Raw genomic sequence first — 25,630 nt, forward strand, 5'->3', positions numbered from 1 at the left:
AACACCCGGGCCATCCGCATCGCCAAAGAAGCGCATCGCCATAGTCTTCTATAAGACATAAGACTAACATTTCACATTATGCACCAGTATCTTACAGGGCGCCACGCTTTTGCGGCGTCGACCAGCAGCCACCATCGTTTACATCAATTCCCCTACCAGCATGCCACTCATCCTCTTCAATAAACCATTCCAGGTCCTGTGCCAGTTTTCGCCGCAGGAGGGCCGCGCCACCCTGGCCGACCATCTCACCATCCCCGGCATCTACCCGGCCGGCCGGCTCGACGCCGACAGCGAAGGCTTGCTGCTGCTGACGGCCGACGGCCGCCTGCAGCACGAAATCAGCCACCCGGACCGCAAGGAAGCGAAAACCTACCTGGTGCAGGTCGACGGCGTGCCCGATGCGGCCAGCCTGGCGCGCCTGCAGGCGCCGCTGGACTTGGGCGACTTCATCACCAAGCCGTGCAAGGCCGTGCGCATCGCCGAGCCGGACTGGCTGTGGCCGCGCAATCCGCCCATCCGCGCGCGCACCGACAAGCCGACCTCGTGGCTGGCGATCACGCTGAAAGAAGGAAAAAACCGCCAGGTACGGCGCATGACGGCGGCCGTCGGCCTGCCTACCCTGCGCCTGGTGCGCAGCGCCATCGGCCCGTTCTCGCTGGCCAGCCATCCATTGATGCCCGGCGAATGGTGCGAAGTGCCAGCCGAAAACATTGGCAAGGCCTAAGCAGCACAAGAAAGAGCGGCGACGGTAGCGAATTTCCCAATAAGCACTATTTATTTTTAGATAATGTATTAAAATCATCCGACCTCAACATGACGGAAAAGGAAAGATGATGAAAAAAGTAATGCTGACCCTGGCCGCTTCCCTGCTTGCCGGCGCCGCACTGGCCCAGTCGGGCGCCCAGGTGCACGCATCCGCCGCGACCGATGCCGTCAAGCCGCCACCCGCATCGGCAGCCAGCCACGCCTCGGCCGCCACCGACGCCAGCAAGCCCGTGCCGGCGGCGTCGGCGTCCGTCAACGCATCGGCCGCAACCGATGCGCCGCGCCTGATTCCCCAGGCGCGCAAGACGAAGCAGCCGGCCGCTGAAGCGGGCAAGCCCGTGAAATAAGCGCAGTTCCCGGGCTGACGACGGCGAGCATGTTGCTGTAACCCCACGCTTTCGATGCGGCCGGGCAGCATGCTTGACCAGCCGGCCGCCAGCATGGCTTAATCGCCGCTTCGCAGCCACCGTCCCGCCCCATGAAAAATTCCCTTTGCCGTCTCAGCCTGTCCATCGCCCTGTTGTCTTGCGCCAGCATGGCCCAGGCGCAAACCAGGAGCCTGCAACTGTCGGCCGGCATGCATTTGATCCAGGCGGAAGTGGCCGCCACGGAAGCGCAGCGCGAACAGGGCTTGATGTACCGTGAAAAGATGGCGGCGAATGCGGGCATGGTGTTTGTCTTTGACAACCCATCGACGCAATGCATGTGGATGAAAAATACGCCGCTGCCCCTGTCGGTGGCCTTTATCGATGCCAGCGGCAAGATCGTCAACATCGAAGACATGCAGCCGCACACGCTCGACAGCCATTGCTCCACGAAGACCGTGCCCGTGCGCTATGCGCTGGAAATGCATCTGGGCTGGTTCAAGCAAAGGAACATCAAGCCAGGCATGAGCATCGGCAACTTGCCGGCGTTGCGCTAGGCCGTGGCGGCGGGCCGCTAGCGGACGTGGTCTTAAAAATCCGAATAAAAACGCGAAAAAACCCGCCAGAACGAATCTGCGGGTTTTTGCTTTTCAACCAGTGCCAGCGTACCGGCACAGGCAAGGCCACCGTGGTGGCTTGCCTGCTGGCGAATATTAAGCGGACAGTGCTTTCAAAGCAGCTGCCAGACGGCTCTTATGGCGAGCTGCCTTGTTTTTGTGGATGATCTTCTTGTCAGCGATACGGTCGATGGTCGACACGGATGCTTGGAAGATTGCAGCAGCAGCTGCCTTGTCGCCGCCCTGGATCGCTTTGCGAGCAGCTTTGATAGCCGTGCGCAAGGTCGAACGTTGGGACGAATTGTGTGCGTTTTGCTTAACTGCTTGACGAGCGCGTTTGCGCGCTTGTGCGGTATTTGCCATGGAATTTCCTAAAACAGGGTCAAAGTGCGTTTGCAAACATTAGTGTTTGCCAACCGGTGCGTTCTGTGCGTCTGCCGAACCATGTGTGCCAAACCAGTGCCTGTCAAACATTAGTGTCTGCGTAACAGAATTCTGTACAGCCTTCGATTATAGCGATATTTTCAAGCGGGGGCAAATCAAAAAACCGTGTGTCACGCCAAAAACACGTGAAAATGAGGCTGGCAAGGGCGAATCGGCGGCAATTGTTACCATATTTTAACCGTTTAACGGTACCGCGCCCGGCTATAATCTGCCCCCATGAACTTGCTTAAAACCCTCGCCGCCATCTCCAGCATGACCATGCTGTCCCGTGTAACCGGATTATTGCGCGAAAGCCTGTTCGCGCGCGCCTTTGGCGCCGGCGCCTACACGGACGCCTTCATTGTTGCCTTCCGCATCCCCAACCTGTTGCGCCGCTTGTTTGCCGAGGGGGCGTTCTCGCAAGCCTTCGTGCCGATCTTGTCTGAATACAAGAACCAGCACGGCCAAGAAGCGAGCAAGCAACTGGCCGACCATGTGGCCACCACGCTCGTCTGGGCCACCCTGCTCGTGTCCGCCATCGGCATCATCGGCGCGCCCTGGTTCGTCTACGTGATCGCCACGGGCCTGACCAAGGATGCGGGCGCTTTTGACGCGGCCGTGTGGATGACGCGCTTGATGTTCCCTTATATTACTTGCATGTCCTTCGTGGCCCTGGCTGGCGGCATCTTGAATACCTGGCGCGAATTCAAGATTCCCGCATTCACGCCCGTGCTGCTGAACCTGTCGTTCATCGCCGCCTCGCTGTTCCTCGCGCCCTATTTGAAGCAGCCGATCTACGCCATGGCCATTGCCGTGTTCGCCGGTGGTCTGCTACAGGTGGCGATCCAGATTCCCGCGCTGATCAAGATCGGCATGCTGCCGCGCCTGTCGATCAATCCCGCCATCGGCCTGTCCGACGGCGGCGTGCGCCGCGTGCTGAAGAAGATGGGACCCGCCGTGTTCGCCGTCTCGGCGGCGCAGATCAGCCTGATGATCAATACGAGCATCGCGTCGCGCCTTGCCGAGGGCAGCATTTCCTGGCTGTCGTATGCGGACCGCCTGATGGAGTTCCCCACCGCCATGCTGGGCGTAGCCTTGGGCACGATCTTGCTGCCCAGCCTGTCGAAGGCGAACGTGGATGGCGACAAGACGGAATACTCGGCCCTGCTGGACTGGGGCTTGCGCCTGACCTTCCTGCTGGCCCTGCCCGCCGCCGTCGGCATGGCGACCCTGGCCACGCCGCTGATCGCCACCCTCTTCCACTACGGCAAGTTCACGGCCGAATCCGTGACCATGTCGACGCAGCCGCTCGTGGCCTACAGCCTGGGCTTGATCGGCATCATCCTCGTCAAGACCCTGGCGCCCGCCTTCTATGCGCGCCAGGACATCCGCACGCCCGTGAAAATCGCCATCGGCGTGCTGATCGCCACGCAGCTGATGAATCTGCTGTTCGTGCCATATATCGCCGTGGCCGGCCTGGCCCTGTCGATCGGCCTGGGCGCCTGCCTGAACGCCAGCTTCCTGTACTGGGGCTTGCGCAAGCGCGGCATCTACCAGCCGAAACCGGGCTGGGCCAAGTTCTTCCTGCGCCTGCTGCCCGCACTCATCGTGATGGGTGGCGTGGCGTATGTGGGCGCCGTACGCATCGACTGGATCGCCATGCAAGCCCATCCGCTGCTGCGGGCAGGCGCGCTGGCCCTGGTGGTGGCCCTGTGCGGCGTGGCGTACTTTGCCACCCTCTTTATAGTTGGCTTCCGCTTCCGCGATTTCAAGCGCCATGCGTGATTGCGCAGGACGCTGTTGCCGGCGTCTCGCATCAAGCAGCTGATTCAGACGAAAAAAAACCCGCCGAAGCGGGTTTTTTTCATTGCAGCGTAAGCTTAGTCAGCTTTCTTGGCGCGGCGGCGTGCGACGGCGCCAACCAGCGCCAGGCCGCCCAGCAGCATGCCGTAGGTTTCTGGCTCTGGTACTGGCAGGGCCGAAACCGTGCCTACGTACTGAACATTTTTCACCAGGGTCAGGCCCGTGACTTGTACCGTGTAGGTGCCTGCGGCCAATTGACCTGCCCAGCTCAGATTCTGGATGCCGCTGGCCGTGCTCTTGGTCAGATCGCCATAGCCGACCAGGGTCGCTGCGAAATCCTTGATCGCGCCGTTAGCAACGGAGAACGTTTGCAATGCACCGAACGAGGTCGACGATGGGGCCAGCAACTGGAAGGTCCACGAATCATTGATCTCCGAATTGATGGCGAACTTGGTCGTGAAAGCCGACAGGGTGTCCGAACCGGTTGGATCCAGAATGCCCAGGTCGTACGTTGCTGCCGATGCGCTGAACGATGCTGCTGCCATGATGCCTGCAGCGATAAATTTCAATTTCATAGTTTATCCCTTAAAAAGTAATTTATGGCTGCAATGCGCAGGCCACCAATAATTTGAGTACCGGAAGTACCGAACGGAATGGTAGCATAATTGCATTGAATTACTTATAAATATTTTATCGAAGTTTCATCCTGGATAACTATTTTCCAAATGAACTATTTGCCGTTATCGATGAATTTCCACATAAAAATAGTTACCGACGCATACATTTATTTTTGTCACGTTTTAAGGTAAAAACGCCTATTCGGCAGTGTTTTCAGCGGAATTTTGCGGTTCAGGCTGCTCAATTGGCTCTGAAGGCGGTTGGTCTTGCGGTGGAGTAACAGGGCGAGAAAACAACGGTGACACCGGCAAGGCAGGCGCGATGCCGGCCTCATCACTTGCCGGCATAGCTGCCGGTCCTGCGGATGGCACGGACGACACCTGGGCATCGACCATGAAGCGCCATTCCGAGAAATGCGCCTTGCCTTCAAAGCCGGCGAACCTCGCCTCGAAATTACCGACCTTTAATGGCGCCGCCTGCGACAGGCTGTGCACGCCAATGATGCCGTTGCTGCCCGGCTGGTACAGCAAGCCCCACTCGGCGCGGCCCGTGATGGGATCGACAAACAGCTTGCGCAAATGCCGGCGCAACTGGGGCGTACGGGGATCGCGCAGCAAGGCGGCCAAGGTCGGCGGCTGTTGCGGCTGACCCGGCGGCGTGGCGGCCGCATAGCTGTAGAGGGCATCTGAAAACTGCGCGCCAATGTCGAGCAATTCCTGCTCGGCCGCCTGGCGCTGCAGCAAGGAACCCATCTTCAGCCCGGCCGCCCCTACCAAGCCCAGGATGGCCACCAGAATGATCAGGCCCAGATACGTAAAACCGTTCTGGCGGCGCGCAGGACAAGGCATGGCCGCTACCAGTCGGAAAACGGCGTACCGCTGCGGTCCTTGCCGGGCGCACCGCTTTTCACGTCATACACCTGGCCCGGCGTATCGTCGGGCGGCGGCACGATGAGCCAGCTGCTGTCGCTGTCCGTGATGGGATCGATGGGCATGGCGCGCAGGTATTTCTTTTCCACCAGTTGCTCCAGCGAATCGGGATAACGGCCCGTATCGCCGTGGAACTGGTCGATGGTCGTGCGCAAATTGCGCAAGTTATCCGCCAGCACGGTTTCCTTTGCCTTGTCGAGGCTGGGAAAGTAGCGGGGCACGGCCAGGGTCAGCAGCAGCGCTACGATGCCGAGCACCACCAGCAATTCGATCAGGGTAAAGCCGCGCCTGCGGTGTAGAGTATTTTCAGCGGGCATGGTTCACCATAGACGGTAAGGCACGTTGTTCAAGCCCATCTTGCCGGACGTGGAATACACATCATAGACATCGTCCCCCTCGCGCGGTTCGGCCGCTTCGCTGGCGTAGCTGCGCTTGCCCCACGTTTGCGCATCACTAAGGCCAGCATCCGCATTGAACGGGTCGCGCGGCACGCGGCGCAAAAAGAACATCTTGCTGCGCTTCGGGTTGCGCTGGTCCGCCACGCCCTCGACCAGCAACTCCAGACTTTTCGGATAACCGCTGGCGTCTGTCGCGCGCACAATGCGCCCCTCGTCGCCAGCACGCTTATACGCATCGATCCCCTGGCGGATCTCGCGCAGCGCGCGCCGCAATTCCTGCTCCTGGCGCCGCTGCACCGTCACTTGCGTGACGGGGATCACCAGGGTGGCCAGCACGCCCAGGATGGCCAGGGTCACCAGCAGCTCGATCAGGGTGAAGCCGCCCTGCGCACGCGCCAGTCTCATTTGGCAGGGGGCGGCGGGCTCACCGGCACCGGCTGGCTCGACGACAGCGGCAAGGGCGCCGCCTGCAGCGGTACCGGCTGGCCCGACGAAATCGGCAAAGGCGACGGGGACGGCTCGGGCGACGGCACCACTTCCGGCGCGGGCACCGTCTGCGGCAGCGGCGCCGGCAAAGCGCCCGGTGTCATCATCGGCTGCGCCGGCGCCGGCTGCATGCCGACGGCCGACGGGCCGGAACGCACGATCACCGTGCCCGGCATCTGCGTGGGCGCCTTGGCCGCCATGTCGGGACGGCGGCGGAAGCTGCCTTCCGTACCGGCCGAGAATTCCGACTCTTTCGCTTCCGGACGCTGCACCGTGCGCACCAGGTGCGGCGTGATCGACAGCACGATTTCCGTCTTCTGGCTGTCATCCTTGCTGCTGCCGAATAGCCGCCCCAGCACAGGGATGTCGCCCAGGCCCGGCACCTTGTTGCCCGAGCTGCGCTCTTCATTGTTGAGCAGGCCCGCCAGCACCTGGTTTTCGCCATCCTTCAGTTGCAGCATGGTCGACGCCTGGCGCGTGCCGATCTGGTACAGGGTCGAGCCGCTGCGGGTGGTGGTGGCAGCCCCCAGGTTGCTCACTTCGAGCGAGATGCGGATGCCCACCTCGTTGTTCAAATAGATGGTCGGCTCAGCATTCACCGTCAGCCCCACGTCCAGGTAGCTGATCGACTCGGAAGCGAAGCCGCCCGTGCCCGGCGAAATCGTGGTGGTGACCACGGGCACCCTGTCGCCGATGACGAACTTCGCCTTTTCCCGGTTGCGCACGCGGATGCGCGGGTTGGCCAGGATGTTCGCGTCGCCGTCCGTCTTGTTGGCGTTGGCCGTCACGGACAGGTCGCTCACACCGATGGTGCGCTGGTTCAGCTTGTTCAAGTCGCTGATGGTCAGACCGATTCCGCCCGAGGTGGAAAGCGGCGTCAGGGTCAGGCTCGATGGCCAGGCCACGCCCAGTTCCATCAGGCGGCTGCGCTTGACTTCGAGGATTTCCAGTTCCAGCACCACTTCCGCCTCGGGCACGTCCTGCAGCGCGATCAGGCGCTCGGCCAGGCGGATCGCCTCGGGCGTGTCGCGCACGATGACGAGGTTGAGCTTTTCATCAGCCACCACGTCGCGCGTCTTCAAAATGGTCTTGAGCGTGTTGGCCACCTGCTTGGCGTCCGCGTTCGCCAGGAAGAAGGTCTTCACCAGCACTTCCTGGTACTCCTTCAATTTTGCCGCCACGTTCGGGTAGATCAAGATCGTGTTCGCATCCATCACCTGCTGCTCCAGCTGGTTCGTCACCAGCAAGAAGTAGACGGCCGATTCCACCGTGCTGTTTTTCAGGAAGATCGAGGTTTTCGCGTCCGCCTTGACGTCCTTGTCGAAGACGAAATTGAGGCCGGAGCGGCGCGCGATCAGCTCGAACACCTGTTTTAACGGCGCGTCGCGAAACTCGATCGTGATCGGCTGCTTGTACGACCTGGCCAGGCCCGATTCGACCACGGGCGGCGCCGTTTTGTCATCAACCTCGCGCAGCAGCGTGCGCGCGCCCGCATGGTTCGGCTGCTCGGTCAGGATGGCGTTCAGGCGCTGGCGCGCGGGGTCGTAGCGCTTGGCCTCGATATCCTTTTGCGCTTCGGCCAGCAGCTTGCCCTGGCGCTGCTCGCGTTCGAGCGCGCGCAAGCCGCTGTTGGCCCGCTCGTTCTGCGCATCGATTTCCAGCACACTCATGAAGGAAGCGCGCGCCAGATCGCCCTGCCCCGCCTGCGCCTGGCGCTCGGCCTGCTGCAAGCGGCTGCCGGTCGCCCGTTCGCGCGCCTGCAGATAGGCGCTGCGGTATTGCGCATTGCCAGGGTCTTGCTGCAGCGCTTCTTGCAGCTTTTGCAGGCCGGCCGGCACCTGGTCTTGCGCGATCAGCTCGCGCCCGTCGCGGTAGGCTTGCTGCCCTGCGCAGCCGGACAGCAACACCAGCAGTAGCGGCAGCAGCGCCGATGAAAAGGAACGAGACATCACTCGGAAACTCCAATGTTGAGCTGCTGAACCTGGTTCAACGGCAGATAAGTAAGCGTCATGACGGGCGGCGCGATCGTCACGACCTTGTAGGCGCCATCGATGACGGTATTGGCGCGCACGATATACGTCTTGTCGGCGCGCGACAGAAACACTTCCCAGGCGCCATCGGCCGCCGCCTTGCCCAAGTAAACAAAGGGTAGCGGCGGCGCCATTGGGGGCGGAGGCGGAGGCGCGGCCGTCAGCGCCATTTTCGGCGGCGGCGGATTCCAGTTCTGGCTCTGGAAGACAGCGCCGGCACCGCCAAAGGTGTCACCATCCTCGCCCGCCACTTCGCTGCGCGGCAGCAGGGCCAGGATGGCCGGCTGCGCGGCTGGCGCCTTGGCGGTGGCATGGCGCGCGGGCGCGACGGCCCGCTCCACCGCCTCGGCCACGTCGGCCACGGGCTGGCGCTCGCCGAACAGCAGCAAGGCGCCCGCGCCCAGCACGCCGGCCAGCATCAGATAATGGCGCGGCGTCATGGCGCCACTCCCGCATCGCCCGGTGTATCGGTCAGATAAAACGTCAGGCGCAAGCGCGCTTCGAGATCCGTATCGGCGATCTGCTCGCGGCGAAAACTCAGTTCGTCGAGCGAGGCGAAAGGGACGGCGCGCAGCGCTTGCAGCGCGAACTGCGACACGGCCGCATAACTGCCCTTCAGCGGCAAGGTCACCTGGTAGGTGGCGACCCGGCTGGCCTTGTCGTAGCCGCTCTTGTATTCGCCCTGCGCCAGCAGCAAACCGTTTTTTGCGGCCAGGTCGAACAGCTGCTTGACCTGCTGCTCGGCATGGCGCTGCTGTCCCAGCGCGGCATAAAAGCGCGCCAGGTTTTCGCTGGCCGTCGCCGGCGCCGCCGCCGCGGCCACCACGGCCAGCGCTGGCTGCGGCAAGGGCCGCGCTTCCAGCTGCGCCGCCACGGCGCGCTGCTGCCAGGCCCAGACCCAGGCGGCCACGCCCAGCATGAGCAAAGCCAGTGCCAGGCAGGCGGGCGCGCCCAGCCGGCGCAGCAGCAGTTGCGCGCGCAGGCGCAAGCTGTTGATGTCGATGGCCATCATGGCGTGCCCCAGCGCGCTTCGAGCTGGAAGCGCAACGGTTTGTTCGGATCGAGCGCGTTGATTTCATGGCGCAGCAGTTGCACGCGCGTGCCGAACAACTCCTGCCGCTTCAGTTGCGCGATGTAGGCCACCATGGCGTCGCTGCTGGTCGTTTCCGCCGTGATCTTCAGCACGCGCTTGCGCGCGTCCGGTTCCAGCGCCAGCAGCGCGACTGCGGGCGGCGTGGCGCTGGCCAGCGCATCCTGCAAGTCGCGCCACGGCAGGTTCAATTGCAGGATGGCCGCATTCACGGCCGCCGCCTGCGCCGGGGTGATGGCGATTTGCGGCGCTGGAGCCGGCCCCTGCGTGGCGGCCAGCACGCGCTGCTGCGCGCGCTGCAACTGCCCCTCGCGCAGTTGCTGGCGCTGCAGCGCGGCGCTGCCGCTGTACGCGGCCGTGACGGCCAGCGCCATACCCAGCGCACCGATGCACCACGCCCACGCGGGCACGCGGTGCAGGCTGCGGCGCCAGTTTGGCGGCGCGAAATCGATATCGAGGCGCGTCATGCCAGGCCTCCGCTATGCGCCAGCCGGGCGGCCGGCGACAAGCCGCCTTCGCCATCCGGCGCGGAAAAAACCTGGCAGCGGAATTCTTTCCCCGGCGTCAGCCAGCCCGCTGGCGGCGCGCCGCACAGCTGCAGCAGCGCCGGTGCGGATACGCCTTGCAGCAGCGCCTCGCGCGCCAAGGTCTGCACCAGCCAGTCCCTGCCAGCGCCAGGCGGCACGGGCAGCGCGCGCACGGCGCGCAGGCGCCCTTCGTGCCGCACGCCCAGGGTCAGGACGTTCTCCTGCAATTGGCCAAACCAGGCGCCCGGTTTCAAGGCGCCGAGCCAGCGGTTCCAGTGGCGCGCGAATTGCGGCGTAATGAAAATCAGGGCCAGCTTGCGTGCTTCGGCCACGCGCGTCAGCTGCGCCAGCAGTGCGCGGGGCACGGCGCAGAAAAACGGCGCACGCGCATCCCAGGCGCTGCTGCTGTGCCACAAGCCCGGTGCATCGCCATACAGCGACTGGAAGCGCAGCGCGGCGGCCGCCTCGATGTCGGCCAGACGCGCGGCGCCCTGCGGCATGTCCACTTGCCACAGGCGCGCCAGAGCATCGTCGAGCACGACGGACAAGGGCCAGCCCGCGTATTCGCCAGCCGGCAGTATCTGTGCCAGCGCCTGGCCCAGGGCGGCAAAGTCGCCATGCGGCGCGTCGTCCGGCGCATACGCGGCTTCACCGAGCGGCGTCCACGCGGGCGCGCGCCAGCGGCTGCTGCGCCACAGGCTTACCTTGCCCGCCGCCACGCCCAGGCGCAATCCTTGTCCAAGACCTCTACGCATGCAGGGTGACCCTCTTGATTTCCGTGATGGTGGTGGCGCCCCGCTTGACCAGTTCCAGCGCCGCCAGGCGCAGGCTGCGCGTGCCGTTCGCATACGCGGCCGCCTTGATCTGGCGGATCGGTTTTTTGTCGACGATCAGTTCGCGGATTTCATCGGTCAGCACGAGGATTTCGGCGATCGAACGGCGCCCCTTGTAGCCCGTGCCGCGGCAGTCGCCGCAGCCCTTACCCTGCTTGAATTGATAGTCCGCCACGTCGGCGCGCGCCAGGCCCACGCTGGCCAGTTCGGCATCGTCGGGCGTGTACTCCGTGGCGCAATGGGGGCAGTTGGTGCGGATCAGGCGCTGCGCCCAGATGCCATTCAGGGCCGAGACGAACGCATACGGATCAATACCCATGTGCGTAAAACGGCCGAACACGTCGAACACATTATTCGCGTGCACGGTGGTCAGCACCAAATGGCCCGTGAGGGCCGATTGCACGGCGATTTCCGCCGTCTCGCGGTCGCGGATCTCGCCCACCATGATCTTGTCGGGGTCGTGGCGCAGGATGGAGCGCAAGCCCTTGGCAAAGGTCAGCCCCTTCTTTTCATTGACGGGGATTTGCAGAATGCCGGGCAGCTGGTATTCGACGGGGTCTTCAATGGTGATGATCTTTTCGCGCCCGTTATGGATTTCCGTCAGCGCCGCGTACAGGGTCGTCGTCTTGCCCGAACCCGTGGGACCGGTGACGAGCAGCATGCCGTAGGCTTCCTGCGCCAGCGCGCGCAAGGCGACCAGCGATGGCGAGTCAAAGCCCAAGGCTTCAAGGGTCAGGGCGCCATACGCTTCGATCATGGCGCGTTTGTCGAGGATACGGATGACGGCATCCTCGCCATGGATGCTGGGCATGATGGAGACGCGCAAATCGATTTCGCGCCCGCCCGACTCGACGCGGAAGCTGCCGTCCTGCGGCACGCGGCGCTCGGCGATATCGAGTTCGGCCAGCACTTTCAGGCGCGAGATGATGTGTTCGGCCACTTCGATGCCGTTGACGGATGTGGCGTGATCGAGCACGCCGTCGACCCTGTACTTGACGGCCAGGCCGCCGGCCGTGCTTTCCAGGTGGATGTCCGAGGCGCCCGCCTTCAGCGCGTCATACAGGGTCGAGTTGACCAGCTTGACGGCGGGGCTGGCCGCTTCCGACACGCTGGCGAACGACAGCACGGCGGCAGTCTTGCCGTCGCGCCGCGCGTCGGTGGCGGCGCCGGGCAGCAGGCTGTCGACGGCGCGCGCCGATTCTTCCTGTTTCGACAGGTAGGCGCCGATGTCGGCCTGCAGCGCCAGGCGCACGTGCAAGACGCCCTGCCCGGCGCGCGCATTCAGCCAGGTTTGCAGGTCGAGGTCGAACGGGTCGGCGATCACGCCCACCAGCTGGCCGTCGGCGGCGCGCAGCAGCACGCTGTGGCGCGCCAGCGCCTGCGACAGGGGCAGCACATCGAAGGCGGGAGACAAGGCCAGCATGTCGGCCGTTTCCAGCACGTCCAGGCCGAACGGGCGCGCCAGTTCGCGCACCACGGCGCGCGCCTCGATGCCGCTCAGCTCCTGCAATTCCTCGACCAGGCTGCGCTTCGATTGCCGGCTCAGGATGCGCGCGCGCTGCAGCAGCGCGGGGTCGATGGCGGCGGGAACGGAGGAAATCTGGTTCATGAAATATCGCCGGCAAGGTCAAAGATGGGCATGTACAGCAGGATCACGATGGCGCCCACGACGAGGCCGATGGCGGCCATCAGCAAGGGTTCGAAGGTGCGCGTAAAACGGTCGATCCAGCGGCTGATTTCGCCGTCATAAAAGGCGGCCGACTGCGTCAGCATGGGGCCCATGTCGCCCGTGCGCTCGCCCACGCGCAGCATGCGCAGGGAAATGGGCGTCGTCAATTGATGCTGCTCGAACGCGGACGACAGCGGCTGGCCCGCCTCGATGGCGCCGCGCGCCTGTTGCAAGGACGCCTGCATGCCAGGCGAGACCATCGCCTGCACGGTGGCGATCGCCTGCACGATGGTGATGCCGCCCTCGGCCAGCATGCCCAGGGTCAGGTACAGGCGCGACAGTTCATAGATGCGCACGCGCTCGCCGATGCCGGGCAGTTTCGCCAGCAGGCGCGCCACGCCGCCGTTGCGCAGCACGCGCCGCACGGCCGTGAACACGATGCTGCCGGCCAGCGCCAGCCCCAGCAACAGCAGCACGCCATGCTGCGTGACGAACTGGCCCCAGCTGAGCATCACTTGCGACATCCACGGCAGGTTGCGGCCGGCGCCCTGGTAGACCTCGGCAAAACGGGGCACCACATAGCTGATCAGGAAGGCGCTGACGCCGCCGCCCACGGCCAGCAGGATGGCGGGATAGATGGCGGCGCTGACGATTTTTGACCGCACCGCATCGATGCGCTGCTGGTAGTCGATGTAACGCGACAGCGCGCGCGGCAAGTCGCTCGTGCCCTCGGCCGCCTTGACGATGCCGATATACAAGGGGGGGAACAGTTCCGCCTGCTCCGCCAGCACGGCGGAAAAGCGCTTGCCCTCGCGCAAGCCTTCGAGCAGGCGCGTGAGCACGCTGCGCGTGGCCGGCGACGCTTCCTTTTCCAGCAAGGCTTCCAGCGCTTCGACGATGCCCAGTCCCGCTTGCAGCAGCGCCAGCAATTCCTGGCTGAACAGCAGCAAGGGCAAGGCCCGCGCCCGCTGGCGCCCGGCGGCGCTGAACGGCGTGGCCCGCACGGGACGGATGGCACTGACAAACAGGCCGCGCGCCTCGGCCTGGCGGCGCGCGTCGGCTTCGTCGCGGCCATCGATCACGCAGGTCTGCAAGGTAGTTACGGCCTGGTCCGTGGAAAGCGCGCGTACTTCGAACTGCATGATGGCTTGTCCGTAGGAAAAAGAATGGCGCTGGCGCTATTGCGAGCTGATGTCGGCGTTCTCGCCGCTGCCGCCCGGCTGGCCATCCTTGCCCATCGAGACGATGTCGTATTCGCCCTTGCTGCCCGGCGCGCGGTATTGATACGCATGGCCCCACGGGTCGAGCGGCACGGCTTTTTTCAGGTAAGGGCCATTCCAGCGCGTGCCGGCGGCGGGTGGCGCCACCAACAGCGCAGCCAGCCCCTCTTCCGTGGTGGGATAGCGCCCCACGTCGAGGCGGTAGGTGTCGAGCGATTTTTCAAACGCCTCGATCTGCGCCTTGGCCACCGTCACTTCGGATTTGCCCAGTTGGGCGAAATACTTGGGGCCGACATAGGCCGCCAGCAGGCCGATGATCACGATGACGACCAGCAATTCGAGCAAGGTAAAGCCGCGCGCATGGCGCGTTGCCGCAAGGTTCTGCCTGTGTGCTGCATGCATCCGGTAACTCCTTATTGCCTACCTTCAATCCATTGCGTCGCTGCGCGCGGCGGATGGCCACGCACGGGCGACACGCGCTTGCCTGATGCTTATCAGCCTACCATGCCGGTTATGGTTAATACAATCTTTTCTTTGCTCTGTGAACAACAAATTCCTGCGGAAACCATCTAGTGTGCGCGAAACCGCGACGGCGCCGCGCGCGCTTGGCTGGCTGCTTAATAACTCAACTATTTTCAATGCGGAAACTATCTACTCCTGGTTACGAAATCATAGTGAGTGATGAATTTTATTCATTCATTATTTGTAACTTTCAAATTAAATTTGCAAGAATATCAAACAATCAAATTGCCTCTTTTGCTATAGTAAAAATCAATTTTCTACGTATTGGTCTTACCCGTCCACGCAGAAAAGAGCATCCCAGACGCAAAACATATTGCATCCTACATAATCACCAAGGGAAAATTCATGACTCGTATTGTGCATTCGAAGGCAACTGCCGCAGCAAGTCCTTTCTCGGCCAAGCAGTGGACCGGCGCCGCCATCCTGGCCCTGTCCGCCGCCTGGGCCCCCGCCGCCATCGCGGACGTGATCAACTTTGACAACGTCGACAGCCAGTTCGTCGGCCATGGCGACTCCCTGGAATTGAGCAAATTCCTGCTGACGGGCGCTTCGAATGCCGCCGGCGCCAGTTATGGCGACCTGGTCGGCGCCGTGTTCGACGGCACGGACCCGGCCGCCTGCGGCATGGCGTGCCCGACCAACAATACGAGCAATTACTATGCATCCCTCAACGACGGCATCGTCTACCTGGACCCGCTGAACCCGGGCGGCAGCGTCAGCCTGCAGGGCTTCGACGCCAGCTTCATCGGCTATGCCCAGGGCGTCACCTATCCGGCCGTAGCGGGACTGCTGCGCGTGCAAGGCTTCTATGCCAACGGCTCTTCCATCTATGAAACCTACCAGCTGGGCGGCCCCATCGGCGGCAACTTCCAGTTCCAGCGCTACAACACGAGCGCCAGCTTCGGCAGCCAGCAATTCGCCTCGCTGGCCTTCTTCGGCTTCACTTGCAACACGGCCGGCAGTTGCAACGCCTTCACGAGCAACAAGGGCCAGTTTGCGCTCGACAATATCGTCGCCTCGGTACCGGAGCCATCGACCTACGCGATGCTGCTGCTGGGCCTGGCCGGTGTCGGATTCGCTGCGCGCCGCCGCAGCAAGCAAGCCTGATTGCCGCCTCTTTTTGACTCCGATACCGATACAGGAAACCCTTACATGACATTCCGTCCCGCCTTGCGTCCCATTTCGCTCGCCGTGCTGAGCCTGTTTGCCAGCCTCAGCTTCCAGGCCCACGCCGACGACCTGCGCCGCCCCTACATCGTGCAGCTGACCGACAAACCGATCGCTTCCTACACCGGCTCGGTGGAAGGCCTGGGCGCCACCCAGCCTGCCGCCGGCGGCCGCCTCGACCTGGCCAGCACGCAAGTGCAGCTGTACGGCGACTACCTTGAACAGAAACAGGCGCGGGTACAAGCACTCGTCGCCGCCGCGCCCGTGCAATACCAGTACAAGATCGTCCTCAACGGCTTTTCCGCCCTGCTGACGGACGCCGAAGTGCGCCAGCTGCAAGCGAGCGGCGAAGTGGCCAGCATCGCCCCCGACGAACCGCGCGCCCTGCAAACGAACTACACGCCCACCTTCCTGGGCCTGGACCAGCCGGGCGGCCTGTGGAGCCAGCTGGGCGGCAAACAGCATGCGGGCGAAGACATCATTATCGGCATCGTCGATGGCGGCGTGTGGCCGGAAAACCTGTCATATGCGGACAAGGTCGACGCCAACGGCGCCCCAACCTTCGACCCGAACGCCACGCTGGCCTATGGCGCGCCGCCGGCCGCCTGGAAAGGCAGCTGCCAGGCAGGCGAAGGTTTTACGCAAGACCACTGCAACAACAAATTGCTGGCCGCGCAATACTTCAACGCCGTGCGCCTGACCGAGACGGACAAGATCCAGCACTGGAGTGAATTCACGTCGCCGCGCGATTCCATCGGCGACCCGAATGGCGAAGGCGGCCACGGCACGCACACCTCGTCCACCGCGGGCGGCAATGCGGGCGTGCCCGTGACCGTGAACGGCTCGCCGCTGGGCGCCATTTCCGGCGTGGCGCCGCGCGCCCGCCTGTCCGTCTACAAGGTATGCTGGTCGTACAACCTGGCTACCCAGCCGACCGGCGCGAAGAACGGCTGCTACGGCGGCGACAGCGTGGCGGCGATCGAAAAAGCCGTGCAGGACGGCGTGCACGTGATCAACTACTCGATCAGCGGCGGCGGCACGGTCAACGACCCGGTCGAGCAAGCCTTCCTGCACGCGTCGAATGCGGGCGTCTTCGTTGCCGCTTCGGCCGGCAATGCGGGACCGGCGAACACCGTGGCCCACGTCAGCCCATGGATCACGACGGTGGCCGCCTCGACGCACAACCGCGCCAACCAGGCCAAGGTAACCTTGAGCAACGGCGCCAGCTACACGGGCGCCTCGCTCAACTACAACCCGCTGCCGGCCACCACCTTGATCCGCGCGCAAGACGCGGGCTTGCCCGGCGCCGATGCGCAAAAACTGGCCCTGTGCTACCGCGCCGGAGACAACGGCGGCGTGGCCCTGCTGGACCCGGCCAAGGTCGCCGGCAAGGTCGTCAGCTGCCTGCGCGGCACCACGGCGCGTACCGACAAGGGCGTCGCCGTGCTCGAAGCGGGCGGCGCCGGCATGGTACTGGTCGACACGGGCGTGGGCCTGGTGTCCGACCCGCACGTGCTGCCGGCCGTGCACGTGAGCGCCGCCGATGGCGCGCTGATCAACGCCCAGGCGCAAACGGGCACGGCCACGGCCGCCATCTCGCGCTTCGTCACCAATGGCAACGGCCCTGCCGCCCCCGTGGTGGCCGACTTCTCGTCGCGCGGCCCGAACCTGTATGACGCCAACCTGCTCAAGCCGGACGTCACCGCGCCTGGCGTGGACATCCTGGCCGGCGGCACGCCTGCCCTGTCGCGCGCCCAGCGCGACGCCGTACAGGATGGCAGCCTGGTGCCGGCGCAAGCCTACATCTTCCTGCAAGGCACTTCGATGGCCAGCCCGCACGTGGCCGGCCTGGCCGCCCTGCTGCGCCAGCAGCATCCGGACTGGAGTCCGGCCGCCATCAAGTCGGCCCTGATGACGACCGGCAGCGCCACCTTGCCCGACATCCAGGCAGGCGACGCGCGCGGCATCCTGCCATGGGGCCAGGGCGCCGGCCACGTGACGCCGAACAAGGCAACCGATCCCGGCCTCGTGTATGACGCCAGCCTGGCCGACTACAAGAAATACATGTGCGGCGTCGGCATGACGGCCGAATGCGCGGGCGGCACCCTGGCCGGCTACAATCTGAACATGCCGTCCATCACCATCGGCAACGTGCTGGGCACGCAAACGGTGACGCGCCGCGTCACCAACGTGGGCAGCAGCAGCGCCACCTACACGGCCAGCGCCTCGCTCAGCGGTTACAGCGTGACGGTGGCGCCTGCCACCCTGGCACTGGCGCCCGGCGAAACCAAGTCCTTCACCGTGACCCTGGCGCGCACGACGGCGCCGGACAATGCCTGGCAGTATGGCGCCCTCGTGTGGAGCGATGGCGTGCACACGGTGCGCAGCCCCGTCACGGCCCGCTCGGGCCGCGCGGTGCAGTCGCCGGCATTGCTGCAGGCCGACAAGGTCAGCGGCCTGCGTTCGCTGACCCTGTCCACCGGCTTTGCCGGCAAGGTCGGTGCGGCGACGGGCGGCCTGAAGGAAGTGGCGCGCAGCGAGCAAACCATCAGCCAGGCCGCGCCGGGCAGCATGGAAACGCTGGCGCAGATGGCCGACGCGTGCAAGGCGGGCGGCAGCGGCGTGCGCGTCGTCAATGTCAGCATTCCCGCCAGCACCGTCGTGGCGCGCTTCGAAACCTTCGACCGCGACACCACGGAAGGCGCCGGCAACGACCTCGACCTGCTGCTGCTCAACAGCGCCGGCGCGACCGTCGCCACCTCGGCCACGGCCGGCTCGAACGAGGCCATTACCTTGACCACCCCGGCGGCAGGCAGCTACAAGGTGTGCGTGATCGGCTATGAACTGGCGAATGGCGTCTCGACCGGCTTCGGCCTGTCGTCGGCCGTCGTCACGACAGCCGACAAGGGCGGCAACCTGAAAGCCACCCTGCCGACCAAGGTGTACGTGGGCGGCAGCGCCACGGCCGGCGTCAGCTGGTCGGGGCTGGAAACGGGCAAGCGCTACCTGGGCGGCGTGGTCTTCCTTGATGGCAACAGCGCAGCAGCGTCCACCACCGTGCTGTCGGTGGAGACCAACAACCCGTTGCCGCTGGCCGTTCCCAGCCAGCGCAACGTGAGAGCGGACGCCAAGCTGTAACGGTATCGCTCCAGGCAGTAACACGGCGCGCCCTGCGGGGCGCGTTTTTTTATGGCTCTGTCATCGGCAAGTAGGGGAATGCCGGAATTTTCCCTTGGCCGTGCTGTCTGACTCTGCATACTCACCACGCAGGGAGCAGATCATGCGGCCAACCGAATGGATCAGCTTTATCGCGCAGTTTGCGCAGTTGAACCGACGCCAACGGCAGGCAGGAATGGCCCTGCTGCGTGGCAACGCGCCACACGACGCGACCGTCGCGCTGCTGGAAAGTGTGGCGCAGCCGCGATTGGCCTGTCCCGCCTGCGACTCGGCGCACCTGCACCGCCATGGCCATGCGCACGGCCTGCAGCGCTACCGCTGTGTGCCGTGCGGCCGCACCTTCAATACGCTCACCGGCACGCCACTGGCCCGCTTGCGCCACAAGACCTTGTGGCTCGATTACGCCGATTGTCTGCTGGCATCGGATTCGGTGCGCAAGGCGGCGAGCCAACTGGGCGTACACCGCAATACCACGTTTCGCTGGCGCCACCGGTTTTTATCGCTGGCAAAGACGGACCGGCCGCATGGCCTGCATGGCATTGCCGAAGCGGACGAACTGTATGTACTGGAATCGGAAAAGGGATCGAGAAACATGACGCGTCCGGCGCGCCGCCGGGGCGGCCATGCCCACCAGCGCGGCATATCCAATGAACAGGTCTGCATCCTGGTGGCGCGCGACCGCACGGGACAGACCCTCGATTTCGTCACGGGCAAAGGGGCGCTGACGAAGGCGCAGTTGCATCACTGTTTGTTGCCCGTCATCGACAAGGATGTCTTGCTGCTCACCGATGGTCATGCGGCCTATCGGGCTTTTGCCAGGGAAGCTGGCATCAGCCACCAAGCCGTCAACTTGCGCGCCGGCATCCGCGTGCAGGGCGCCGCCCATGTGCAGAACGTCAACGCCTATCACAGCCGCTTGCGGGAATGGCTACGGCCGTTTCACGGCGTGGCGACGCGCTATCTGCCGAACTACCTGGGATGGCGCTGGATACTCGACGCCAGGCGCATCCGCTCACCGGAAACATTATTGAAAGCAACTTTGGGCGCATTCCCACATCTGATGGTGACATAGCCTTTTTTATGCGCAACGCGCGTACAATCGGCGCATGTCCACCTTTCGCCTCTGCATTGCCATCCTGGCCGGCATGGCCAGCGTCCATGCCCTGCCTGCCGCGGCGCAGGCCGCTGCCGCGCGGCAGTCCTATCTGGTGCAATTGCGCGCCCCGCCGCTGGCCTCGCAAGCGGACGGCGTGCATGGGCTCGATACCAACAGCGACGCCGCGCGGCGCTACACGGCCCGGCTGGAAGCGCTGCAGCACGCCGTGCTGGCGCTGGTACCCGACGCCCCCGTGCAATACCGCTACACGGCTGCCTTCAATGGCTTTGCCGCCATGCTGACACCGGCCGAAGTGGCGCGTCTGCAAGCGAGTCCGGACGTGGCACGGGTATCGCCCGGCAGCATCGAACACATGCAAGATAGCGGTAATGAAAAGCTGCAGGCCCGGCCGCAGGATCAGCGCTAGTGGCTGAGCAGGCGCAGCGCAATGCCGCGCGACACGGCTTGCATGCGGTTGCTCACGCCAAGTAATTTGTAGATGCGCTGCAAATGGCTTTTCACCGTAGTACCGCTGATGCCGAGGATTTGCCCCACCTCCTCATTGCTTTTCCCCTCGCGCACCCAATGCAGCACTTCCAGCTCGCGCGCACTGGCCGCGCGTGCGGCAGCCGGGCCAGTCGCGCGCACACGCTGGCTCACTGGCAGCGCCAGCCAGTGCACGTGCAGGTAAGGCAGCAGCAATTCCAGTGCATACGCCTGGCGCGCCGCGTCCGCCTGCTTCACGGCGAACAGGGCAAAAAAACTGCCGCCGGCATCACCCACGCTGCCATGCACCAGCACGCCGTCGATGACGCCCGCCCTCTGGCCACCGGCGCGCCAGGCCAGCGCAAGGCGGGCCAGCTGGCCCTGGCGCTCGCGCAGCTGCGCATGATCGGGCGCGGCGCTGTGCCAGGCTTCGCTGCGCAGCACGGCCCCGTCGGCGTCCAGTTGCGCGCACATCAATATGTCGTGCGGCAACAGCGTTTGCAGCGGCCCCTGGCTCCACAAAAAGAAATCGCCGGGCACGGCCATGCCATGCGCGCCGAGGATGGCGTGCAGCAGGTATTCCTGCTCCCTCCCCGTCAGCAGCATCATGCGCACACGGCCGCGTCAGAGGCCAGATAGCGGTAGCCGCTGCCGCGCACGGTTTCGATGCGGTGGCCGCAGCCGCCCGGCTGCAAGGCGTGGCGCAAGCGTCCCACGTGGGCGTCGACCGTGCGTTCATCGAGGTAGGCGGCATGGCCCCATACCTGGTCCAGCAGTTGCGCGCGGCTATGCACCCGGCCCGGATGATCCATCAGGAAATGCAGCAGTTTGAATTCCACGCGGCCCAGGTGGATCGGCACCTTGCCGGCCGTCACACGCAGGGTCTGCGGATCGAGCCGCAAGGCGGCAGCCCCGGCCGTGCCTGCGCCTGCGCGCAAGGCTGATGGCGCGCGCCGGCGCAGCAGCGCATGCACGCGGGCCAGCATTTCACGGGGACCGACAGGCTTGCACAGGTAATCGTCGGCGCCGCTTTCCAGCGCCAGCACCTTGTCCTGTTCGCTGTCGCGCGCGCTGATCATGATGATGGGCAAGTCGTACAGCACGCCATCCTGGCGCACCTGGCGCAGCAGCGCGATGCCGGACGCATCGGGCAGTTCCCACTCCAGCAGCAGCACGTCGGGCGGATCGGCCGCCAGCAGCGCCAGCGCGCCGCGCGCGTCCAGGGCGCAGCTGACCCGGTAGCCGGCGCCCGCGAGATTATGCGCCAGCAGCGCCTGCATGGCGGGCGCAGGGTCCAGCACCAGGATATGGCCAGGCATCGATGCATCTCCCGAAAAAAGTTGGCGGCAGTCATCAAAAAACTAGACTGCCCGACAAGTTTTTTACTATGCATCAAGCGTAAAACGCTGACTAATACAATTTAGTTTCCTGATTTATAGCTATTGCGAATAAATAGATGAAAAAAAACACAGCGGCCAGCAGGCGCGCTGTGTTCAGGCTGGAAAGACTAGGCGCGTGTGATGGTCCGGCGGCGCAGGGCAAAACCGATCAACGCCAGGCCGCCCGTGAGCATCATCCATTCCGACGCTTCCGGCACGGCCGAGATCGATGCGATGCTCGCATACGTGCTGCCGGCGATGCTGGCGGGCAAACCGCCGTTGAGCGGCGTCAGTTCGAATTGCACGAGGTTGCCATTCGCATTGCCCAGGTAGGACGTGGCCGTAGAGTCGAGCAAGCCCACGCCAAACGTCGTGCCCGCATTGCCGGCCGTGTTCAGGAAGTCGCCGCCAAAGACGATATTGAAACCGAACTTGCCGCCCAGGGTCACGTTGTGGAACCAGTCGTTATAGGCGCCGCTATTGCCGAAGGTCAAGGTGCCGGGCAAGCTGCCGCTGACGTTGCCTTCCATCGATTCCAGTGCGCCGAACGCGCCCGAGAAATTGCTGAGTACGGCGCTGGCGCCCGGTGCCGGGCTGTTGCCGGCGATAAAGGCGAAGTCGAGGAAACCGGCGCCCGAGAACTGGCTTGTGTCGATTTCCACGCGGTAGCCGAGCGGGTCCGCCAGCGCCAGGCTGGAACTGCCGGCCAGGAGGGCGGCCAGCACGGCGCGGCGCAGGGTGAGGTTGAATGTCGTTGTCAACATGATGGTGTCCTTAGAAATTGCCGGCGAAAATGCTGGCCGAGTAGGTGATCGTCACTTTCGACGGATTGCTGAAACTGACGGCAAACGAGGCCGTCGCGCCTGGCGCCAGGCTGGCGGCGTTCACCGTGACGTACGCGGCGCCCGCATGGCTGCCCGTGGCATTGGCCAGGCTGACGCCGGCAGGCAAGCCGCCGAACACCACCTGGAACGGGCCGCTCAAAGCGCTCGTGCCCGTATTGGTGAACGAGAACGTGCCCGCGTATTTTTGCGTCACGCGGTTGTACGTGAGGCCCGAGCTCGCTTGCGCCACACCGGCCGTGATGTCGCGGTAAGCGGGCTGCAAGTCCAGGCTGATGACGACAGGATCGTGGTCCGACGCGCGGTACGGCAAGGCGTTGTACAAATCTTGCGGCTTGGCCGAGTCGATGTTGTAGTCGATCACTTCCGGCTCGTCCGCATTCACGTGCCATTCGGCGACGCCGGCTACTTGCGGGCTCAGCGAAGCGCTGGCCAGCGCATGGTCGAGGTAGCCGCTCTGGCCACCGAATACGTACGAGTACGGCATGCCGGACGGCCGCACGAAACGCTCGAGTTCATTGACGAAGCCGGCACCCGTGATGACCTGGATCGGGTCTTCCGCGCCATACGAATTCAAGTCGCCGATGACCAGCACGTCCGCGTCCCCGGCAGCGGCCGCCACCTGCGGCACGAAGCTGCCGATCAGGCGCTGGGCTTGCTGCACGCGGGTGGCGTTCCAGCAGCTCTGGCTATCGTTCTGGTCCGCGTCCAGTCCGCTCGACGGGCAGCTGCCCTTCGATTTCAGGTGGTTGACGACCAGCGAGAATTTCTCGCCATTGCCGGCACGGAAGGTTTGCGCCATCGGTGGACGGTTGTTGATGGCATTGGCGTCCGACAAGGCGCCGCCCACCAGGCCCAGCTTGGCTGGCTTGTAGATCATGGCCACGCGGATGGCGTCCGTGCCCGTGGCAGCCGGTTTCGGCACCACGGCGTACGTGACGCCGCCGATGGCCGCGTTCAGTTGTTCGACCAGGTACCTGACGGCCGTCTCGCCATTATTCTGGATTTCCATCAGGCCCACTACGTCCGCGTCGATGGCTTTCAGTTCAGCGACGATCTTGTCGCGCTGGCGCACGAACTCGGCCAGGTTGTCGGCGCCGCGGCAATTGCTCCTGGTGGTCGAAGTGCCCACGGTACAGCCCTGCCCCGTCTGGCCAAACACGTTATTACCATTGGTAAAGGTCGTAAAGAAATTCAGCACATTGGCGCTGGCCACCTTGACGTTGCCAGATGGCAGTTCCGGGCTGCCCGTGCGCGGGTTGTCACGCGAGAATTGCGGGGTCTGCGTCGGCTGCAATTTGTAGGCGGCACCGCCACCGCCGATGGCGCCAAAGTCCACCACGCCCGTCAGGTCGGCCACCGTGTCGCCGCTGCGCACGGTGTTGTCCTGGCCGATGTACGGTATCGTTGGCGGCGCCACGAAAATGCCGTCATCGAGCACGATCAGGTTGTTCGCATTGGCGGCGATCAAGGCTTGCGCCTCGGCGGAACCGGCCAGGTAGCGATTGGTCGGTACTTCGCGCCGTCCCGCCGACAGGCTCAGTTCGCCGCGCGCGCCCAGATAGGCGTTTTGCGACACGGTCAACGGCTGCGTGAAACGCACGAGCATGCCTTCCACTGCCGCCAGGTTCTCGTTCGGCAAGCTTACATTCGCCGGCACGATGCTGTGGCCCGCGCTTTGCGTGAGGATGGCCGTCACGTCCTTGAATTCCGTATAGGAATTTTTCGCGCCCGATGGCGTGTATTCGACCACCGTGCCCGTCACGCGCACCAGTTCGCCCGGCTGCACGGTGGTGGCCGTCGCGCCCGTGTACACGAAGATGCCGTCCGACGTAGACGGGTCGCCATCGCCGGCCGCGTCCTGGATGAAGAAGCCAGTGCCCACTTTCAACGTCACCACGCCCTCGGTCGTCTGCACGGAATTGGCGTACGGGCTGCTGGCACCACTGCCCTGGATTTGCGGGATCGTGTGGCTGATGGCGGCCAGGCCTTGCACGGCCACATCGACCTTGCACGACGCCGTCTGCTGCTGGTCGTTGCTGAAATTCACGATGACCGGGTAATTTCCCACCGGCACGCCAGCGGCCACCAGCAGGTTCACGCTGGCGCTCTCGCCCGCCACGCCGGCCGCGCTGAAATTGGCCAGGCTGATGCCGGCCACGGCGGGCGAGCTCAGGGTGGCGGCATTCACCACGCCATCAACGTCGGACGCGCGCAGCACGGCGCTGCCGCCATTGCCCACGGCCAAGGCCAGGTTGGCCGGGCAGCTGGTAATAATCTGGTGCACGACGGGGCCGCCGCACACATTCAGCGGCGAAGCCGTATTGCGTGGCGCCACGCTGCCGGTGGCGAAGTCCACGCTATTGTCGTCCGTGTCGCCGCAGCCGCCATTCGCGCGCGCAATCGACAGGGTATTTGATGGTGCGGGTGCCACGGCGCCTTCAAAACCATTGGCCGTGCCGAAACCGACCAGGTCGACGATGGCGGCGCCCGTCGGGCTGGCGCCCGTCTGGGCCGTCTTGCTATTGCTCAGCAACACCTTGCCCGCCGTGCCAGACATGGCCGCGCCGCCCGTCGCATCCGGCGTCGGCAGCGCGGCCGTGCCGCCTGCGCCCTTGGCTTGCTGGACCAGCAAATACTGGCCAGGTTGCAAATCGATAGCCGGCAAGGCCGTGACGGCCCAGGTCGTACCGGCGGCGGAGGCGTATTGCACGCTCCAGTTATTCACATTTACCGGGCTGGCGCCGCGGTTGAAAATCTCGATGAAATCGTGGGTGTACAGCGCCCCGGAATTGCCGCCGCCGCCATACACCTGGCTGATGACGAGGTCGGAAGCGGCCAGGGCCGGCACGGACAGGCTGGCCAGCACGGCGGCCATGACGGTCAGGCGCAGCGGCGTGCGCAAGGGTGAAAACGAGGTGTGCATGAGGATCCCGGTCGGTAAATAGATGGCGCCGGCCCCACATGATCGGTCGGCGCGCCACAATTAACAAAAATATTTCAGACTTGTTATTTGCATATTAAAGGCCCGGGATGACAACTTGATGACATTTGATTAAGCCGAATGGAGTAAGACCTCACCATTCAGCCTCTTCCGATACCTGCTGAAACGTATTTTTTGAGCAACATACGGCGCTCTGTGGCAAGTCAAAAAAGACGCCGTCAGGAAAAATGTGATATATTTAAGG

The 25,630-nt window shown here is 64.2% G+C and carries 25 protein-coding genes; 8 read left to right on the forward strand and 17 right to left on the reverse strand.

What is annotated here, in order from left to right; all coding sequences use genetic code 11:
* The first annotated feature begins 160 nt into the window (after window positions 1-160).
* The 3 genes from MRBLMS1_RS22130 (at window position 161) to MRBLMS1_RS22140 (ending at window position 1,687) form a co-directional block, all read left to right on the forward strand.
* Window positions 161-724, forward strand: coding sequence for a pseudouridine synthase (locus MRBLMS1_RS22130; RefSeq protein ID WP_485881944.1), 564 nt, complete (start codon window positions 161-163; stop codon window positions 722-724).
* Between the two features lie 106 nt (window positions 725-830).
* Window positions 831-1,112 carry a hypothetical protein gene (locus tag MRBLMS1_RS22135; RefSeq protein WP_485881946.1) on the forward strand — a complete coding sequence of 94 codons (282 nt, stop codon included), beginning with the start codon at window positions 831-833 and terminating at the stop codon, window positions 1,110-1,112.
* Window positions 1,113-1,243: 131 nt separating this feature from the next.
* Window positions 1,244-1,687, forward strand: coding sequence for a DUF192 domain-containing protein (locus tag MRBLMS1_RS22140; RefSeq protein WP_139092724.1), 444 nt, complete (start codon window positions 1,244-1,246; stop codon window positions 1,685-1,687).
* A gap of 156 nt (window positions 1,688-1,843) precedes the next feature.
* Here MRBLMS1_RS22140 and rpsT read toward each other — a convergent pair whose 3' ends face one another.
* Window positions 1,844-2,110, reverse strand: coding sequence for a 30S ribosomal protein S20 (rpsT, locus tag MRBLMS1_RS22145; RefSeq protein WP_010395935.1), 267 nt, complete (start codon window positions 2,108-2,110; stop codon window positions 1,844-1,846).
* A 297-nt stretch (window positions 2,111-2,407) separates the two neighbouring features.
* Here rpsT and murJ point away from each other — a divergent pair, with 297 nt between their 5' ends.
* Window positions 2,408-3,955, forward strand: a complete 1,548-nt coding sequence (gene murJ / locus MRBLMS1_RS22150) for a murein biosynthesis integral membrane protein MurJ (protein ID WP_485881949.1) — start codon at window positions 2,408-2,410, stop codon at window positions 3,953-3,955.
* A 95-nt stretch (window positions 3,956-4,050) separates the two neighbouring features.
* Here the strand turns inward: murJ and MRBLMS1_RS22155 are convergent, their stop codons facing one another.
* The 12 genes from MRBLMS1_RS22155 to gspG form a co-directional block, all read right to left on the reverse strand.
* Window positions 4,051-4,548: an FxDxF family PEP-CTERM protein gene (locus MRBLMS1_RS22155; protein ID WP_058048378.1), complete on the reverse strand. Its 498-nt coding sequence runs from the start codon at window positions 4,546-4,548 to the stop codon at window positions 4,051-4,053.
* Between the two features lie 240 nt (window positions 4,549-4,788).
* Window positions 4,789-5,439, reverse strand: coding sequence for a type II secretion system protein (locus tag MRBLMS1_RS22160; RefSeq protein ID WP_485881951.1), 651 nt, complete (start codon window positions 5,437-5,439; stop codon window positions 4,789-4,791).
* Between the two features lie 5 nt (window positions 5,440-5,444).
* Window positions 5,445-5,837 (reverse strand): type II secretion system protein, encoded by a 393-nt coding sequence (locus tag MRBLMS1_RS22165; protein ID WP_485881953.1) that lies wholly within the window; start codon window positions 5,835-5,837, stop codon window positions 5,445-5,447.
* A 3-nt stretch (window positions 5,838-5,840) separates the two neighbouring features.
* Window positions 5,841-6,323, reverse strand: a complete 483-nt coding sequence (locus tag MRBLMS1_RS22170; RefSeq protein WP_485881955.1) for a type II secretion system protein — start codon at window positions 6,321-6,323, stop codon at window positions 5,841-5,843.
* The gene (locus MRBLMS1_RS22175) at window positions 6,320-8,353 is read right to left on the reverse strand and encodes a secretin N-terminal domain-containing protein (RefSeq protein ID WP_485882640.1); all 2,034 of its coding nucleotides are present in this window, start codon (window positions 8,351-8,353) and stop codon (window positions 6,320-6,322) included. The genes MRBLMS1_RS22170 and MRBLMS1_RS22175 overlap by 4 nt, the downstream gene beginning before the upstream one ends.
* On the reverse strand, window positions 8,353-8,874 hold the full coding sequence (locus MRBLMS1_RS22180) for a hypothetical protein (RefSeq protein WP_485881957.1): 522 nt from the start codon (window positions 8,872-8,874) through the stop codon (window positions 8,353-8,355). Before MRBLMS1_RS22180 ends, MRBLMS1_RS22175 begins: the two co-directional genes overlap by 1 nt.
* Window positions 8,871-9,446 (reverse strand): hypothetical protein, encoded by a 576-nt coding sequence (locus MRBLMS1_RS22185; RefSeq protein ID WP_485881959.1) that lies wholly within the window; start codon window positions 9,444-9,446, stop codon window positions 8,871-8,873. Before MRBLMS1_RS22185 ends, MRBLMS1_RS22180 begins: the two co-directional genes overlap by 4 nt.
* Complete coding sequence (locus MRBLMS1_RS22190; RefSeq protein ID WP_485881961.1) at window positions 9,443-9,991, reverse strand: hypothetical protein; 549 nt, start codon at window positions 9,989-9,991, stop codon at window positions 9,443-9,445. The genes MRBLMS1_RS22185 and MRBLMS1_RS22190 overlap by 4 nt, the downstream gene beginning before the upstream one ends.
* The gene (locus MRBLMS1_RS22195) at window positions 9,988-10,806 is read right to left on the reverse strand and encodes a hypothetical protein (protein ID WP_485881963.1); all 819 of its coding nucleotides are present in this window, start codon (window positions 10,804-10,806) and stop codon (window positions 9,988-9,990) included. The genes MRBLMS1_RS22190 and MRBLMS1_RS22195 overlap by 4 nt, the downstream gene beginning before the upstream one ends.
* Window positions 10,799-12,493: a GspE/PulE family protein gene (locus MRBLMS1_RS22200; RefSeq protein WP_485881965.1), complete on the reverse strand. Its 1,695-nt coding sequence runs from the start codon at window positions 12,491-12,493 to the stop codon at window positions 10,799-10,801. The genes MRBLMS1_RS22195 and MRBLMS1_RS22200 overlap by 8 nt, the downstream gene beginning before the upstream one ends.
* Window positions 12,490-13,695, reverse strand: coding sequence for a type II secretion system F family protein (locus tag MRBLMS1_RS22205; protein WP_128140165.1), 1,206 nt, complete (start codon window positions 13,693-13,695; stop codon window positions 12,490-12,492). The genes MRBLMS1_RS22200 and MRBLMS1_RS22205 overlap by 4 nt, the downstream gene beginning before the upstream one ends.
* Before the next feature lie 36 nt (window positions 13,696-13,731).
* On the reverse strand, window positions 13,732-14,175 hold the full coding sequence (gspG, locus tag MRBLMS1_RS22210) for a type II secretion system major pseudopilin GspG (protein ID WP_034751618.1): 444 nt from the start codon (window positions 14,173-14,175) through the stop codon (window positions 13,732-13,734).
* A gap of 465 nt (window positions 14,176-14,640) precedes the next feature.
* On the opposite strand from gspG, the gene MRBLMS1_RS22215 reads away from it, so the two are divergent.
* From MRBLMS1_RS22215 to MRBLMS1_RS22230, 4 genes are all read left to right on the forward strand, one after another.
* Window positions 14,641-15,402, forward strand: coding sequence for an NF038120 family PEP-CTERM protein (locus MRBLMS1_RS22215; RefSeq protein WP_485881968.1), 762 nt, complete (start codon window positions 14,641-14,643; stop codon window positions 15,400-15,402).
* A 45-nt stretch (window positions 15,403-15,447) separates the two neighbouring features.
* Window positions 15,448-18,600 carry a S8 family peptidase gene (locus MRBLMS1_RS22220; RefSeq protein ID WP_485881970.1) on the forward strand — a complete coding sequence of 1,051 codons (3,153 nt, stop codon included), beginning with the start codon at window positions 15,448-15,450 and terminating at the stop codon, window positions 18,598-18,600.
* 142 nt (window positions 18,601-18,742) lie between these two features.
* On the forward strand, window positions 18,743-19,711 hold the full coding sequence (locus tag MRBLMS1_RS22225; protein WP_485881972.1) for an IS1595 family transposase: 969 nt from the start codon (window positions 18,743-18,745) through the stop codon (window positions 19,709-19,711).
* A gap of 34 nt (window positions 19,712-19,745) precedes the next feature.
* Complete coding sequence (locus MRBLMS1_RS22230; RefSeq protein ID WP_485881974.1) at window positions 19,746-20,162, forward strand: protease inhibitor I9 family protein; 417 nt, start codon at window positions 19,746-19,748, stop codon at window positions 20,160-20,162.
* On the opposite strand, the gene MRBLMS1_RS22235 is transcribed toward MRBLMS1_RS22230, so the two are convergent.
* The 4 genes from MRBLMS1_RS22235 to MRBLMS1_RS22250 all read right to left on the reverse strand — a co-directional run bounded on the left by MRBLMS1_RS22235 (window position 20,159) and on the right by MRBLMS1_RS22250 (window position 25,368).
* A complete protein-coding gene (locus MRBLMS1_RS22235; protein ID WP_139090467.1) occupies window positions 20,159-20,830 on the reverse strand; it encodes a LuxR C-terminal-related transcriptional regulator in 672 nt (223 codons plus the stop codon). The two genes, MRBLMS1_RS22230 and MRBLMS1_RS22235, sit on opposite strands and share 4 nt — an antisense overlap.
* Window positions 20,827-21,540, reverse strand: a complete 714-nt coding sequence (locus MRBLMS1_RS22240) for a winged helix-turn-helix domain-containing protein (RefSeq protein WP_128140170.1) — start codon at window positions 21,538-21,540, stop codon at window positions 20,827-20,829. The genes MRBLMS1_RS22235 and MRBLMS1_RS22240 overlap by 4 nt, the downstream gene beginning before the upstream one ends.
* Before the next feature lie 188 nt (window positions 21,541-21,728).
* On the reverse strand, window positions 21,729-22,364 hold the full coding sequence (locus tag MRBLMS1_RS22245) for an NF038129 family PEP-CTERM protein (protein WP_485881977.1): 636 nt from the start codon (window positions 22,362-22,364) through the stop codon (window positions 21,729-21,731).
* Window positions 22,365-22,374: 10 nt separating this feature from the next.
* A complete protein-coding gene (locus MRBLMS1_RS22250; RefSeq protein ID WP_485881979.1) occupies window positions 22,375-25,368 on the reverse strand; it encodes an ExeM/NucH family extracellular endonuclease in 2,994 nt (997 codons plus the stop codon).
* Window positions 25,369-25,630 lie beyond the last annotated feature (262 nt).

The organism is Massilia sp. LMS1-1-1.1 (assembly GCF_040815535.1).
Lineage (GTDB): Bacteria > Pseudomonadota > Gammaproteobacteria > Burkholderiales > Burkholderiaceae_D > Janthinobacterium > Janthinobacterium aestuarii.